The organism is Polynucleobacter sp. VK25 (assembly GCF_018687355.1).
Taxonomy (GTDB): domain Bacteria; phylum Pseudomonadota; class Gammaproteobacteria; order Burkholderiales; family Burkholderiaceae; genus Polynucleobacter.
In genome coordinates this window covers 1669628-1684280 of sequence record NZ_CP061288.1, presented here as the reverse complement: position 1 = coordinate 1684280, position 14653 = coordinate 1669628, and the positions used below count along the sequence as shown (strand labels likewise).

General features: G+C 47.4%; 14 protein-coding genes. 5 read left to right on the top strand and 9 right to left on the bottom strand.

Features of this window, described 5'->3' with window-relative positions:
- Positions 1–56: 56 nt before the first annotated feature.
- The 3 genes from grpE to dnaJ all read left to right on the top strand — a co-directional run bounded on the left by grpE (position 57) and on the right by dnaJ (position 3937).
- A complete protein-coding gene (gene grpE, locus AOC21_RS08495; protein ID WP_215391562.1) occupies positions 57–605 on the top strand; it encodes a nucleotide exchange factor GrpE in 549 nt (182 codons plus the stop codon).
- A gap of 157 nt (positions 606–762) precedes the next feature.
- Entirely contained in the window at positions 763–2700 is a 1938-nt protein-coding gene (gene dnaK / locus AOC21_RS08490) for a molecular chaperone DnaK (RefSeq protein WP_215391561.1), read from the top strand.
- A gap of 100 nt (positions 2701–2800) precedes the next feature.
- Entirely contained in the window at positions 2801–3937 is a 1137-nt protein-coding gene (dnaJ, locus tag AOC21_RS08485) for a molecular chaperone DnaJ (RefSeq protein WP_215391560.1), read from the top strand.
- A 26-nt stretch (positions 3938–3963) separates the two neighbouring features.
- Here the strand turns inward: dnaJ and panB are convergent, their stop codons facing one another.
- The 6 genes from panB to AOC21_RS08455 are packed head-to-tail and all read right to left on the bottom strand — an operon-like array spanning position 3964 to position 9232.
- The gene (panB, locus tag AOC21_RS08480) at positions 3964–4782 is read right to left on the bottom strand and encodes a 3-methyl-2-oxobutanoate hydroxymethyltransferase (protein WP_215391559.1); all 819 of its coding nucleotides are present in this window, start codon (positions 4780–4782) and stop codon (positions 3964–3966) included.
- 17 nt (positions 4783–4799) lie between these two features.
- A complete protein-coding gene (gene folK, locus AOC21_RS08475; RefSeq protein WP_215391558.1) occupies positions 4800–5327 on the bottom strand; it encodes a 2-amino-4-hydroxy-6-hydroxymethyldihydropteridine diphosphokinase in 528 nt (175 codons plus the stop codon).
- A gap of 52 nt (positions 5328–5379) precedes the next feature.
- Positions 5380–6780, bottom strand: coding sequence for a polynucleotide adenylyltransferase PcnB (gene pcnB / locus AOC21_RS08470; protein WP_215391557.1), 1401 nt, complete (start codon positions 6778–6780; stop codon positions 5380–5382).
- Complete coding sequence (locus tag AOC21_RS08465) at positions 6777–7457, bottom strand: HAD family phosphatase (RefSeq protein WP_215391556.1); 681 nt, start codon at positions 7455–7457, stop codon at positions 6777–6779. The genes pcnB and AOC21_RS08465 overlap by 4 nt, the downstream gene beginning before the upstream one ends.
- Positions 7458–7476: 19 nt before the next feature.
- A complete protein-coding gene (gene hda / locus AOC21_RS08460; RefSeq protein WP_215391555.1) occupies positions 7477–8232 on the bottom strand; it encodes a DnaA regulatory inactivator Hda in 756 nt (251 codons plus the stop codon).
- Between the two features lie 10 nt (positions 8233–8242).
- Positions 8243–9232 (bottom strand): AI-2E family transporter, encoded by a 990-nt coding sequence (locus AOC21_RS08455; protein WP_215391554.1) that lies wholly within the window; start codon positions 9230–9232, stop codon positions 8243–8245.
- A gap of 73 nt (positions 9233–9305) precedes the next feature.
- On the opposite strand from AOC21_RS08455, the gene purM reads away from it, so the two are divergent.
- A complete protein-coding gene (purM, locus tag AOC21_RS08450) occupies positions 9306–10358 on the top strand; it encodes a phosphoribosylformylglycinamidine cyclo-ligase (protein ID WP_215391553.1) in 1053 nt (350 codons plus the stop codon).
- Positions 10359–10374: 16 nt separating this feature from the next.
- Here the strand turns inward: purM and miaA are convergent, their stop codons facing one another.
- A complete protein-coding gene (miaA, locus tag AOC21_RS08445) occupies positions 10375–11379 on the bottom strand; it encodes a tRNA (adenosine(37)-N6)-dimethylallyltransferase MiaA (RefSeq protein WP_215391552.1) in 1005 nt (334 codons plus the stop codon).
- 58 nt (positions 11380–11437) lie between these two features.
- Between miaA and AOC21_RS08440 the strand changes: the two genes are divergently transcribed.
- The gene (locus AOC21_RS08440) at positions 11438–12082 is read left to right on the top strand and encodes a VTT domain-containing protein (RefSeq protein ID WP_215391551.1); all 645 of its coding nucleotides are present in this window, start codon (positions 11438–11440) and stop codon (positions 12080–12082) included.
- Between the two features lie 18 nt (positions 12083–12100).
- Here the strand turns inward: AOC21_RS08440 and AOC21_RS08435 are convergent, their stop codons facing one another.
- Both AOC21_RS08435 and murJ read right to left on the bottom strand, forming a co-directional pair.
- Positions 12101–12943 (bottom strand): SirB1 family protein, encoded by an 843-nt coding sequence (locus AOC21_RS08435; protein ID WP_215391550.1) that lies wholly within the window; start codon positions 12941–12943, stop codon positions 12101–12103.
- Between the two features lie 5 nt (positions 12944–12948).
- A complete protein-coding gene (murJ, locus tag AOC21_RS08430; protein WP_215391549.1) occupies positions 12949–14502 on the bottom strand; it encodes a murein biosynthesis integral membrane protein MurJ in 1554 nt (517 codons plus the stop codon).
- Positions 14503–14653 lie beyond the last annotated feature (151 nt).

Genomic DNA, 14653 nt, shown 5'->3' with positions numbered 1-14653 from the left:
ATTGACCCCATATTGCACAGTAATAGCCATCTTTATAGAAAAGTAAAATAGCGTCCATGACACAAGAAAATCAAAATCCATCACCAGACCAAGAGAATCCTGCGGTAGAGCCCGCTGCAGAAGCTGCAGCAGAAACTCCGGCGGTAAAAACGCCTGAACAGGAGATTGCTGAACTCAATCAAAAGATTGGTGAGTTGCAGGACAACTTTTTGCGTGCAAAAGCGGAGGGTGAAAACATTCGCCGCCGAGCTGCAGAAGACATTGCTAAGGCGCATAAGTTTGCAATTGAAAGCTTTGCTGAGCACTTGGTGCCGGTTACAGATAGTCTGTATGCAGCATTGAGTACAGATGCTGGTGATGCCAAAGCATTCAAAGAAGGTTTGGAAATCACCCTTAAGCAACTGCTCTCCGCCTTTGAAAAAGGCCGCATGACAGAAATTAACCCTGCTGTTGGGGATAAATTTGACCCCCATCACCACCAGGCTATCGCTTCGGTGCCCTCTGAGCAAGAGTCCAATACTGTGGTCTCGGTATTGCAGCGTGGCTATACCGTGGCCGACCGGGTCCTCAGACCTGCATTAGTGACGGTTAGCGCCCCAAAATAGGCGAGATAGGTGGGGTAAAACCCCAAAAACGGCATAAAAAAGGCAGATTTCTGCCTTTTTTGCTCTTTATCCCCTTGAAATCCCTTTTTTAGACCCCATTTACTGGGTATCGAAATATTTATCAGTACAACAAACAATTTAATTTTTTGGAGCAATTATGGGAAAGATTATCGGAATCGACTTAGGAACCACGAATTCATGTGTGTCAGTCGTTGAAAACAATGCACCTAAAGTTGTAGAGAACGCCGAAGGCGGTCGCACAACTCCATCGATCATCGCTTACGTTGAAGATGGTGAAGTATTGGTTGGTGCGCCAGCAAAACGTCAATCAGTGACGAATCCTAAAAATACTATCTACGCAGTGAAGCGTTTGATGGGTCGTAAATTTACAGATGCTGAAGTGCAAAAAGATATTAGCTTGATGCCGTACGAAATTGTTCAAGCAGACAATGGCGACGCTTGGGTATCAGCACGCGATAAAAAAATGGCGCCACAACAAGTGTCCGCTGAAATTCTGCGCAAGATGAAAAAAACTGCTGAAGACTATCTCGGTGAAGAAGTAATAGAAGCGGTGATTACTGTTCCTGCTTACTTTAATGACAGCCAGCGCCAAGCAACTAAAGATGCTGGCCGTATTGCTGGTTTGGATGTAAAGCGCATCATTAACGAGCCTACTGCTGCTGCATTGGCTTTCGGTCTAGACAAGCAAGACAAAGTAGACCGCAAGATCGCCGTGTATGACTTGGGCGGCGGTACATTCGACGTCTCCATCATTGAGATTGCAAACGTTGACGGTGAGAAGCAGTTTGAAGTGCTCTCTACCAACGGCGACACCTTCTTGGGTGGTGAAGACTTCGACCAACGCATCATTGACTGGATCATTGCTGAGTTCAAGAAAGAACAAGGCGTTGATTTGAGCAAAGACGTATTGGCCTTGCAACGTTTGAAAGATGCTGCTGAAAAAGCCAAGATTGAGTTGTCATCCGCACAACAAACAGAAATCAATTTGCCATACGTGACAGCTGACGCTAGCGGTCCTAAGCATTTGAACTTGAAGTTAACTCGTGCCAAGTTAGAGTCTTTGGTAGAAGAATTGATCAAGCGTACAGCTGGTCCTTGCTTAACTGCGATTAAAGACGCTGGCGTGAACGTGGCGGATATTGATGACGTGATTTTGGTCGGCGGTCAAACTCGTATGCCTGCAGTTCAAGACAAAGTAAAAGAAATCTTTGGTAAAGAGCCACGCAAAGACGTTAACCCAGATGAGGCTGTTGCCGTGGGCGCCGCAATTCAGGGTTCTGTATTGTCTGGCGATCGTAAAGACGTATTGCTCTTGGACGTTACCCCATTGTCATTGGGTATCGAGACTCTTGGTGGCGTCATGACCAAGATGATTCCGAAGAACACGACGATTCCTACTAAGCATTCACAGGTTTACTCTACTGCAGAAGATAACCAGCCTGCCGTTACCATTAAGTGCTTCCAAGGTGAGCGTGAGATGGCTGCTGCAAATAAATTGCTCGGTGAATTTAACCTCGAAGGCATTGCTCCAGCACAACGTGGTATGCCACAAATTGAAGTGACTTTTGATATTGATGCTAACGGTATTTTGCATGTAACAGCAAAAGACAAAACTACTGGCAAAGAGAACAAAATCACCATCAAGGCAAACTCTGGCCTGACTGAAGAAGAAATTCAACGCATGGTGAAAGATGCTGAAGCCAATGCTGCTGAAGACAAGAAAGCGCTTGAGCTGGTAACAGCACGCAATACCGCTGATGCTTTGGCTCACTCAACCAAGAAAGCCTTGGAAGAGCACGGTGCTAGCTTAGAGGCCTCTGAAAAAGAAGCCATTGAAGCAGCCTTGAAAGATTTGGACGAAGCAATCAAAGGTAGTGATAAAGAAGCCATTGAAGTGAAGACTGAAGCTTTGGGCAAGGCAAGTCAGAGGCTGGGCGAAAAAGTCATGGCTGCTGAACAGGCTAAGGCTGGCGGCGCTGCTGCTGGCGCGGCTCCTGGTGGTGCAGCCCCTGGTGCTGCTCCTGATGCAGATGTCGTTGATGCTGATTTTAAAGAGGTTGATGACAAGAAGTAATTCTGAAATCAGACATTCATTAACGTAGTTTTGATGTACTTAAATAACAAGTCGGCCCCGTGCCGACTTGTGCCATTCAGGTTGTTGAGAGGAATAGGCCGTGCCTAAAAGTAAACGCGATTTTTATGAAGTGCTTGGTGTAGCAAAGAGTGCCAGTGATGACGAGCTGAAAAAAGCTTATCGCAAGATGGCGATGAAACACCACCCTGATCGCAATCCCGATAGTAAAACGGCTGAAGCTCAATTTAAAGAAGTTAAAGAAGCTTATGAAACTCTAACCGATCCCAATAAACGTGCGGCTTATGACCAATATGGTCACGCTGGCGTTGATCCATCCATGGGTGGCGGCTTTGGTGGCGGCGGTTTCGGTGGCGGTGGATTTTCTGATGCATTTGGCGACATCTTCGGCGACATTTTTGGGCAAGGCGGCGGTCGTCACTCTGGACCACAGGTCTATAAAGGCGCTGACCTACGCTACAACATGGACATCACCCTTGAGCAAGCTGCGGAAGGCTATACAACTCAAATCCGTGTGCCAAGCTGGAGTAATTGCAAACCTTGTCATGGCACTGGTGCAGAACCAGGATCTAAGGCTGAGACATGTACCACTTGTAATGGTCATGGCCAAGTGCGTGTGCAGCAAGGATTCTTCTCCATGCAACAAACTTGTCCAAAGTGCCGCGGTACTGGGGAGTACATTCCGAAGCCATGCAAGACTTGCCATGGCACTGGAAAACATAAAGAACAAAAAACACTTGAGATCAAAATACCAGCGGGTATTGATGATGGTATGCGCGTTCGTTCCGTTGGTAACGGCGAACCAGGAATCAATGGCGGTCCGTCAGGCGATCTCTATGTAGAGGTTCGTGTGAAGCCCCATAAAGTATTTGAACGTGATGGCAGTGACTTGCATGTGCAAATGCCGATCTCTTTTGCGACAGCAACTATTGGTGGTGAAATCGAAGTGCCAACACTCTCAGGGCGCGTTGAGTTTCCTATCCCGGAGGGCACTCAAACTGGTAAGACATTCCGCTTGCGCAATAAAGGTATCAAAGGCTTGCGCTCAACCTTGGTAGGCGATCTCTTTGTCCATGTTTTGGTAGAAACGCCGATTAAGCTTACCGATGAGCAAAAGACATTGCTGCAGAAGTTTGACGACAGTCTTAAATCCGGCGGCGACAAACATAGTCCTCAACAAAAGGGTTGGTTTGACGGCGTAAAGAGCTTCTTTAGTTAGTAACTATTGGGTAGGCTAGCTGGCGATCAGCCAGCAAAGCCATACTCAGGTCCGGGAAACTTCCCAGACTTCACTTCTCGAACGTATGCCTTAACAGCTGCTTCTACTGAGTGGTGACCATCCATAAAGTTTTTGACAAACTTCGGTGCCTTGCCTGGGCTCATGCCCAACATATCTTGCAACACTAGAACCTGACCAGAACAATCTGGGCCAGCACCAATACCAATTGTTGGAATATGCAGTTCAGTAGTAATTTTTTCACCCAGTGAAGATGGAATTGCCTCTAACACCACCATTTGGGCGCCAGCATCCTGACATGCGAGCGCTTGCTCAAGCATGACGATTGCAGCATCTTTTGATTTACCTTGGACTTTGTAACCACCTAAGACATGAACGGATTGGGGTAATAAGCCCAAGTGCGCGCAAACAGGAACACTGCGCTCTACTAGGTGACGGATTACATCCACTTGCCAATCGCCTCCGCCTTCAAGCTTTACCATGTCGGCACCGACACGCATGAGGTGGGCTGCTGACTCTAATGCTTGAACAGGATCACCGTAGCTAGCAAAGGGAAGATCGGCAATCAGAAAAGCATGGGTATTGGCGCGTGCCACACATTCAGTGTGATACGCCATTTGCTCAATGGTCACTGACGTTGTGCTGGAATGTCCTTGAATCACATTGCCAAGTGAGTCGCCAACCAATATGGTTTCGACTCCACAGCGATTGAGAAGCGCTGACATGGTGGAATCATATGCAGTAAGCATAGAAATCTTTTCACCCTCAGCATGCATCGCGAGGAGCTTAGTAATTGTGATTGGCTTGTCGCCCTGTAAGTAACCCATGGCGAGAGTTTAATGAATTAATGAGCCGTTTGGCTATAAACGCCTTTTTCCCCGCAATTGCAGTTCCTACAGGCGAGTTTTTCAATTCTTTGGTCGGCAACATTGGGTAAATAGGCTTTAAGCTCGCCCCAGTTGGGTAGGAAGATATCGGGTGCAATTTCCAGAAGAGGTAGCAGCACAAATGAGCGCTCGATGATTTTGGGATGAGGAAGCATTAGCTCAGTTTCATTCTGAGTAACCCCTTCAAAAGAAAGGATGTCCAGGTCAAGAGTCCGAGGAGCATTTGCATATGGCCGCTCGCGTCCAAACTCTTGCTCAATGGCTTGGCAAACGTGGAGAAGACCATAAGGACTTAACTCAGTCTCCACTTCAATGACGGCGTTAATGTAATCGCCACCAGTAGCTTCAACCGGTGCGCTTTGATAAAAGCAGCTTTTTGCCAAAATTTGTAGTTCAGAGCGCAATGCCAAACAGACAATGGCATCAGTAATAAGCTGACGCGTGTCGCCGATGTTGCCGCCAAATCCGATATATGCCCGTGCCATAGGTTTCCAAACTAGAGATGAAACTACTTTACTGAAATTTCTCTAAGTTTGCTTAGCTCGCTGCACTTTCTGGGGGCACTACCGATTTTGGCTTTCTACGACGCCGTCTTTTTGCGGGGCTTTGACTGTTGCCAGACTCATTTTTGACGCTAGCCATGAGCTCGTCTTGCCCAGCGGGATCGGCTGCAATGAAATCTGTCCACCATTGACCAATTGTTGAATTGAGTTCCCCAGTGGCACAGCGAAGCAGCATAAAGTCATAACCCGCCCTAAAGCGAGGTGATTCGATCAGGCGGTAGGGGTAGCGACCTACACGCCTCTCAAAGCGAGGCTGCATGGACCAAATCTCGCGCATATCACTTTCAAAGCGACGTTGAATGGTCATGCCGCTGCTTTGAGTGGCGATCGTGTCATCCATTGCATCGTGCAAGGCAGGAATATTCGCCATGCCCTTTGCGGAATTCGCTTTCCAATTCTTCAGAAGATCGGGCCAAAGCAGGGTGGCAAATAAAAATCCTGCAGAAACACTTTTGCCAGATTGAATGCGGTCATCAGTATTGGCTAAAGCGAGCTTTACAAAATCATTTGCCCCTTTGGAATCCTCGCCTTTATCCAGAATATGGTCTAGCAACGGAAGTAGACCATGATGCAGGCCTGCATCTTTAAGTCCTTGGATGGCTTTCCAAGAATAGCCAGACATCAAGAGCTTCAGAATTTCATCAAACAGCCTGGCTGAAGGCACATCATTTAATAACTTACCCAGTTTTGCAATTGGCTCACGGGTGGCGCTGTCTAATTCAAAGCCTGTCTTGGCTGCGAAACGCACTGCCCTGAGCATGCGAACAGGATCTTCTCTGTAGCGTTTTGCTGGATCGCCAATCATGCGCAAAGTTTTCTTTTGCATGTCTGCCATTCCGCCGTGATAGTCGAGAACAGTCTCGGAGGAGGGATCGTAATACATTGCATTGATCGTGAAGTCGCGTCTTGCAGCATCTTCACCTTGCGAGCCCCAGACGTTATCGCGCAGGATCCGACCACTCTCAGCCACGTGATCTCCAGCGTTATCCAGTAGGGCTCTGAAGGTTGATACCTCGATGATTTCGGGGTGACCTTTGCCAAAGAAAGTGACGTGCACAATTTGAAAGCGGCGACCTATGAGGCGTGCTTTACGAAAGAGTCTTTGTACTTGATCCGGAGTGGCATTGGTTGCAACGTCAAAATCTTTTGGACCAATACCTAAGGCAAGATCCCTTACGGCACCACCAACGATGAATGCCTCATAGCCTGCTTGTTGCAATGTGTGCGTTACCTTCACTGCATTCTTAGAGAGCAGGTGCGGATCAATGCGGTGCGCTTTTTTGGGAATCCGTTTGGGGGCGCCAGTATTGTTCGCCTGAGTGTGCTTGACCATCGGGTCACGCCGCAAAATACGTTTGATAAATTTAGTGATCATGCAAACAATTCAAGAATGGGCCAGTTGCGCTGCTTGGCTTCGTTGCGAAGACGATCATCTGGATTAGTGGCAACAGGATGACTTACTTTTTCTAGCAAAGGAAGATCGTTCATCGAGTCGGAATAAAAATAACTGCAAGGCAGAGTATGTAGCGACAGTTTTTGGGATGCTAACCAGTCATGTAAATTCTGAATCTTACCTTCACGAAAATTCGGAATGCCTTTGACTTCACCAGTGTAGTTGCCTAATGTCTGGTTATCTGCGGTGGCTGGTTCTGTGGCAATCAGGTGCTCGATGCCAAAACTCTCAACGATAGGGCGCGTCACAAAGCTATTAGTAGCGGTAATCACACAGCAAAGATCTCCGGCGTCTTGATGTCGCTTAACAAGATCAAGTGCCTCTTGTCGGAGTTGGCCCTTGATCACTTCTTTCATAAAAGCATCGTGCCACTCTTTAAGTTGGGCGCGTGAATGCTCAGAAAGAGGTTTTAAGGCAAAACGCAGAAACTCATGAATATCTAGCTTGCCATCTTTGTAATCTTGATAAAAACGCTCATTTTGTCGCGCATAGTATTCACTATCCACAACACCAATACGCGCCAAAAACTGACCCCATTCGTAATCGCTATCGCAGGGTAAAAGAGTGTGGTCTAAATCGAAAAGGGCTAACTGAGTCACGAATGAAGTATTTAAAAAATTATTTAGGCTGCAAGAGCTCGCGCACAAGAGGTAAGGTTACAGCACGTTTTGTTTCAAGGGAGTAAGCATCTAAAGCATCCATCAAGGCCATCAGACTGGGCATATCCCGGTAAAAACGACTTAATAACCAAGGCAGCACATCGGGAGATAAAACGAGTCCCCGGGCTTTAGCCGCTTCCTCTAATGCCTGTATTTTCTCATCATCATCCAAAAGCTGGGTCTGAAAGATCAAACCCCAGCCCAGTCGGGTTCGCAGGTCTTCCCGTAGCTTCAAATTCGCTGGCGCAGCATTGCCCGCCATAAAAACATGAATGGCTTTGCTTGCTTGAACAGTATTGAGAATGCGAAAAAGTGAGCCCACAAGACGATCATCTAAGTGATCAACGTCATCGACGGTAATCACGGAGACATTTTTGCTCTCGGCTAAGGCGCCCATTTTTTCTTCTAGACGCACCCATGTAGTTGGCTCGGACGGACCTAGTGCAATGTGCTCTAGCCCAACATCTTTTGCTGCATTACCAATTGCTTCCAACAAGTGGGTGCGCCCAGAACCTTCGGGCCCCCACCAATAAATCCAACGTTGATTTAATGGATTGGAAAGTACTTCAGAATTTAGCTTGCCCCAAGATTGCTCTATATCTTGCAGGGCAGAAATTAATGCAAGATCTTTTCCAGGGAGGTAGTTTTCTAAACTAGCTTTGGGTGAGTGGCTGATATCTAGCGCAAATTGTTTTGGAAGCGAGGGTGTATTCATTACTACAAATTTATTTTTGGTACCAAGAGCTTTGCGTGTAGAGAGACCACAGATACTTCACGAGGACTAAGCTGACAGCGCTAATTGGCAATGCCAGCAAGACGCCAAAGAAGCCAAATAACTTGCCAAATAAAAGCAATGCAAATAAGACGGCAACGGGGTGTAAGCCAATGCGCTCGCCCACCAGGCGGGGCGTCAAGAAGAAGCCCTCTAGGAATTGTCCAACCCCAAATAGAATGAGCACCAAAATAATGTCTGTGCCGGGACCAAATTGCAGTAGTGCTGATAAGGTAGCTAAGGTAAGACCTAAGGTGATGCCGATATAGGGGATCACAATCATCAGCGCAGTAAATACGCCGAGCGCTGCTGCACCCTTAACACCAATTAAGCTTAAGCCTGCGCTGTAATAAATGGCCATGATGGAGATCACAGTCAGCATGCCGCGCAAATATTGTGAAAGCAATCCATCGGTGTGCATTGCTAAATGGTGAACGGTTTCTTGTGCACGAATCGGAACGATACCTTTAACAAGTCCAAAGAAATGTTCCCAATCCATTAGCAGATAAAACATCACAAAAATAATTAACACCGCATTAACAAAGCCGGCGATGACTGAGCTTCCAGACATGAGGACGGTGTCAATCGTTGAGGTCATTAAGCTGTCGGCATTGTCATTAATGTGCGTCGTAATTTTTTGTGTGGCAGTTTCCTTGAGGGTTCCCCAGTCAAAATTAATATGAAATTCACTGAGTTTTGGGCCAAGCCAAGCCTGGGTATTGGCAATCCAATCTGGAAGCTGAGTTTTGATCAGGGGGATTTCATATTTGAGGAGGCTGACAAGAAGGCTCAGAATGAAGAAAACTAGGCAAATTCCCATCAACATGCTGAGGGCGGCAGCCAGCGCTCGAGGCAGGCGATGCCGCTCAAGCCACAGGCAAACAGGGCGTAGGGCATACGCCAGAATGAATGCGGTGAGAAAAGGGGTAAAAATTTCGGCCATCTTGCTTCAATCCTCTAGAATTCAATGATTCTACTGACGAAGTAGCATTTTTTACTAATATTCCGGCTCCGATATGACTTCTCCTACTAATTCTTCCTCTAAAGGCCTTTCCTACCGTGACGCTGGCGTCGATATCGACGCTGGGGACGATCTGGTAGACCGCATTAAGCCGTTGGCCAAAAAGACCATGCGCGAAGGCGTATTGGCCGGAATTGGTGGCTTTGGAGCCCTTTTTGAGGTGCCTAAGCGCTACAAAGAGCCAGTTTTGGTCTCGGGCACTGATGGTGTTGGTACTAAGCTCAGATTGGCTTTTGAGTGGAATCGTCACGAAACTATTGGTCAAGACTTGGTAGCCATGAGTGTGAATGACATTTTGGTCCAAGGTGCCGAACCCCTCTTTTTCTTGGATTACTTTGCTTGTGGCAAGTTAACGGTCGATACAGCAGCTACAGTTGTTGGCGGCATTGCTAAAGGCTGTGAATTATCTGGCTGCGCACTCATTGGTGGTGAGACTGCAGAAATGCCAGGTATGTACCCGCCAGGTGAGTATGATCTAGCTGGATTTGCAGTGGGCGCAGTTGAAAAATCCAAAATCATTACTGGCGCAACCATTGTTCCTGGCGATGCAGTCATCGCAATCGGTTCAAGCGGCGCACATTCCAATGGTTACTCACTAGTGCGTAAGATTATTGAACGTGCTGGGGCAAAGCCAAGCGATGATTTAGGTGGTCGCTCATTGGCTGATGTTGTGATGGCGCCAACGGAGATTTATGTGAAACCACTGTTGAAATTGATTTCTGAAATCAATGTAAAAGGTATGGCACATATCACTGGTGGCGGCTTGGTTGATAACGTGCCACGCGTGCTCCCAGAAAATACTCAAGCAGTTTTGCATCGCGATAGCTGGCAAATGCCAGAACTCTTCCGTTGGTTGCAAATGAAGGGTGGCGTTGCTGATGCAGAAATGGTGCGCGTATTTAACTGCGGTATTGGTATGGTGGTCATTGTGGCACCGGATCAAGTAGATATCGCGATCCAGTCATTATCTGCACAAGGTCTTAAAGCGTGGACAGTAGGTGAAGTGGTAGAGCGTCCAAAAGATGCGCCACAAACTATCGTCATTTAAGACAGTAGCTTCCAACTTATTTTTTTAAGTTGCTTTTGCAGTATTCCAGTGCTGCCTTCAACTCTTCTGGGTTGAAGGGGTCAAATGTCTTTCTCCCATCTATTGCACGCAACCATGTGAGTTGACGCTTACCAAGCTGGCGTGTGGCTGCCAACGCTTTGTAGCGCATCTCTTCAGCATCAATTTCCCCATTAAGAAATTCCCAGGCTTGGCGATAACCTACTGAACGAATGGCTGGTAGATCTGCGTGCAAACCAGTATTCGACCTTAGGGCTTTGACTTCATCCATAAATCCCGCAGCCAGCATTTCATCAAAGCGTTTTTCTAAATTGAGATGCAAGCGTTTGCGATCGCTTGGTTCAAGTGACACTAAATTAATCCACGGTGGAATGGCTGAGCCTTCTCTGCCATCTTCGCTAGGTGACTCAGCTAGCAGCGCTGACATGGGCTTGCCAGTGATTTCAAAAACCTCGAGGGCGCGTTGTACTCGTTGAGAGTCATTTGGTTTTAAGCGTACTGCAGTTTCAGGATCCACTTTGGCAAGCTTGTCATGCATGGCAGGCCAACCAAGAGCCTTACCTTCTTCATCTAGGCGTGCGCGAATTTCTGGATTGGCTGGCGGTAGGGAAGAAAGGCCGTGTGCCCAAGCGCGCCAATACAACATCGTGCCACCAACAACAACTGGAATATTTCCGCGATCCCGAATTTCTGTACAAAGACGTTTCGCATCCTTTGCAAAACGTGCTGCTGAATACACTTCCGTGGGGTCGATGATGTCAATCAGATGATGAATGACGGCGGCTTGTTCTGCTTTAGTTGGCTTAGCACTGCCGATATCTAAACCACGATAGACCAATGCAGAGTCCATGCTGATGAGCTCAATGGTTTGACCAATCGAATTTGCATACCCAGCCAAGGACATGGCGAGATGGGTTTTGCCTGCGCCGGTCGGCCCAACAATGCAAAGAGTCGGGATATCGTTTGGAGCATGCATAGGCTGAATGTAGGGTTCAGTTGGCATACCTGATTATAAGAGCCTGTTAATATCCGCAACAACCCATAAGTTAGAGAGCGATTCGATGGATACCCTTTTGCAAATTAGTGATTTATTGCTACATATTGATAAACATCTCGATGTCGTGATTCAGCAATACGGTCCTTGGGCTTATGGCTTGCTATTTGCGATTGTGTTTGCAGAGACAGGTTTAGTAGTTGCGCCATTCTTGCCTGGCGACTCCCTTTTGTTTATCGCTGGCGCTTATTGCGCCACTGAGCATTTCAATATCTGGACCTTATGTATTGGTTTGTTACTTGCCGCAGTAGGAGGCAATACCGTGAACTATTTCATCGGTCGCTGGATTGGTAAACGCGTATTCAGCAGTCAATCACGCTGGATTGATCAGGGTGCCTTATTGAAGACCCAGGCTTTTTATGAAAAGCATGGCGGTAAGACCATCATCCTTGCTCGTTTCTTACCAATCTTTCGAACCTTTGCGCCTTTTATTGCTGGTGTATCTGAGATGAACTTCTCGCGCTTTCAGTTCTTCAACATCACGGGTGCTGCGCTGTGGGTTTTTGGTCTAGTGATTGCCGGATATTTCTTTGGCAATATCCCCGTCATTCGTCAGAATCTGAATGTGATCGTGTTGGTTGGCGTGGGTGCAGCTGCAGTACCGGTTGCATTTGCAGCTATCTACAAAATTTTCCAACGCAAGCAAAACTAAAGCTAACGTAATTTGGCTTTAGTGCAGCTTGGTTTGACTTTCGAGCGTAGCAATATGCTCACGAATATCACTTGCATCTTCAGCCTCTGGCATTTCGCTCAGATATCGATGCATATCTGCTAAAGCAGGGCGTAAGTACTCTAGCTGTGCAAAGATTAACCCACGGTCTCTAATCTCCTCGACAGAGTCGGGCAATAGGATGACGAGGCGCTCTTGGATGCCCAATAAACGCTCCCAGCGCTCATGCTCTGAGTAAATCATTTTCAAGTTTCTCAGGTAGCGCGACAGAATCTCTCTTGAGCTTGAGGCACGTAGAAAGATGTTCAGCGGCAGACTCAACTCACCTCTGTAGCCTTTGGCATCGAGGTAGGGATCTAACATTTCTTGCAATTGAGTCTTGGATAGTGATTCGCCTGTCAATGGATCCATAATCACTTCGCCTTGTTGCAGCGAGATGCGCATCATAAAGTGATTCGGGAATGAAACGCCGCGAATCTTTAAACCAATTTGATTTCCTAACTCCATCATCAGAATAGCTAGTGAGATTGGAATACCCCTACGATTTTCAAGTACGTAATGCAAGTAGGAATTTTCAGGAGCATAAAAATCATTTGGATTTGGGCCAAAACCCAACTCGGTATAAAAGAAATGCTTCAGAATTTGTAAGCGCTGAACCGGTGATGTATCTGGTGTCACGCGCATCTTTAATTTATTGCCCAATTCATCGAGTTTATCAAGCACGCCTTGCACATCCAAATCGGGATAGGCATGTTGTGCTACAGCAATGGCAGCCTCCGTTAAGGGGAGGTGTTCATCTTCCGCAACTAGGGAGGTGAAATAGTCGAGTTGTTGTGTAGGCATAAAGGCTATTTTGCATGACGTAAGAATTTTTGCCAGCGAATTCCAACTAAAGCCAGGGACGCAAAGTAAACAATGGCGGCTAGAGCTAGCCATACAGCAAGTAAACCAATACGAAGCCATGGCTCAGATTGAAGGGCAATCCAATTGTGCGCGCTGGCAGCATAGAAAAGTACTGCGGCAAAGGGAATTAGGGCCAGCAGTAATTGGCCCAAGTATTTAGCCCAAGCGGAGCTGGGAAGAGCACCACGTCGATGCAAGCCAATCCAAAGGAGGGCTGCATTTAGGCAGGCACCTGTTCCCACCGATAGCGCGAGACCTGCATGTCCTAACCAGGGAACAAATACAAGGTTGGCCAACTGTGTGGCTACGAGTACTAGTAGGCCAATTTTGACAGGGGTGCGAATATCTTGACGTGAGTAGAAGCCGGGAGCCAATATCTTTACCAGGATTAAACCAACTAGGCCAACGCCATAGGCTGCCAATGCACGTTGTGTCATCAGCACATCGAGCGCATTGAATTTGCCGTAGTGATACAGCACAGCCGCTAGAGGTTCGCCAAAAATAAACAATGCGATTGCTGCAGGTGCGGCTAACAAGAAGGTGAGTTGTAAACCCCAAATCAATAGTTCACCGGCGTGAACTAAATCGTTCTTAGCATTCGCTTTGCTTAAGCTAGGCAGGAGCACAGTACCCAAAGCCACACCAAGAAGCGCTGTAGGAAATTCCATTAGGCGATCGGCATAAGAAAGCCATGACACACTTCCAGCTTGTAAGCGTGAGGCAATGTTGGTGTTAATGATGAGGGAGATTTGCGCCACGGAGACGGCAAACACTGCTGGCCCCATTAAGCGCAATACCCGTCTTGCATCGGGATTTGTGAGGGCAGCTTTAATGGCGCTCGGTAACAAACCAATGCGGGGTAATAGGCCGATCCGAGAGAGAGCGGGAACTTGAATGGCTAACTGCAAAACGCCACCAATGAGAACGCCAATGCTCAGCGCATAAATCGGTTGCTCAAGGTGCGGCGCTAAAAATAGGGCGCTACCGATTAATGCCAAATTCAGCAAAACAGGGGTGAAGGCCGGAATCGCAAATCGCTGGAATGTGTTCAAAATACCGGCTGAGAGCGAAACCAGGGAAATTAACCCGATATAAGGGAACATGATGCGGGTCATGACTACGCTGGCATCATAGGCGGGACCACCTTTAAAGCCTGTGGCAATAGCCAAAATGAGCACAGGGGCGCCAATCACCCCCACCAATACCGTGAGCAGCAAAGCCCAAAATAAGAGGGTGGCGACCGTATTTACGAGGATTTGAGCCTGTTTTTGGTCCCCTTGGCTGGAGATTTCTCCCAAAATAGGCACAAAAGCCTGAGAAAAGGCTCCTTCAGCAAAGAGTCGGCGCAGCAAATTGGGTAGCCTAAAAGCCACATTAAAGGCGTCTGTCCACTCAGAAGCCCCGAAACTACGGGCAATCAGGGTCTCCCGGAGCAGGCCCGTAATACGGGACAGCATGGTTAGGGAGCTGACCTTGGCGGCGGCAGAAAGCAGATTCATGAGCCGATTTTCACCTATTTATCAGTCGGCTGGGCTTTTTTGCCCCTTTAATGTAAAATCTTGGGTTTTGGCGAGCTTGCTTATGAATCTGGCAAGTCCGCAAGATTTTTAACTAATCGCATTTTGCAATTTATAGAGGCAAGGTTTAAAG

Bases quoted from the DNA above. Each gene is read 5' to 3' on its own strand.
- grpE (WP_215391562.1), top strand. From the start codon at position 57: ATGACACAAGAAAATCAAAATCCATCACCAGACCAAGAGAATCCTGCG.
- dnaK (WP_215391561.1), top strand. From the start codon at position 763: ATGGGAAAGATTATCGGAATCGACTTAGGAACCACGAATTCATGTGTG.
- panB (WP_215391559.1), bottom strand. From the start codon at position 4,782: ATGGGTTACTTACAGGGCGACAAGCCAATCACAATTACTAAGCTCCTC.
- folK (WP_215391558.1), bottom strand. From the start codon at position 5,327: ATGGCACGGGCATATATCGGATTTGGCGGCAACATCGGCGACACGCGT.
- pcnB (WP_215391557.1), bottom strand. From the start codon at position 6,780: ATGATCACTAAATTTATCAAACGTATTTTGCGGCGTGACCCGATGGTC.
- hda (WP_215391555.1), bottom strand. From the start codon at position 8,232: ATGAATACACCCTCGCTTCCAAAACAATTTGCGCTAGATATCAGCCAC.
- AOC21_RS08455 (WP_215391554.1), bottom strand. From the start codon at position 9,232: ATGGCCGAAATTTTTACCCCTTTTCTCACCGCATTCATTCTGGCGTAT.
- purM (WP_215391553.1), top strand. From the start codon at position 9,306: ATGACTTCTCCTACTAATTCTTCCTCTAAAGGCCTTTCCTACCGTGAC.
- miaA (WP_215391552.1), bottom strand. From the start codon at position 11,379: ATGCCAACTGAACCCTACATTCAGCCTATGCATGCTCCAAACGATATC.
- AOC21_RS08440 (WP_215391551.1), top strand. From the start codon at position 11,438: ATGGATACCCTTTTGCAAATTAGTGATTTATTGCTACATATTGATAAA.
- AOC21_RS08435 (WP_215391550.1), bottom strand. From the start codon at position 12,943: ATGCCTACACAACAACTCGACTATTTCACCTCCCTAGTTGCGGAAGAT.
- murJ (WP_215391549.1), bottom strand. From the start codon at position 14,502: ATGAATCTGCTTTCTGCCGCCGCCAAGGTCAGCTCCCTAACCATGCTG.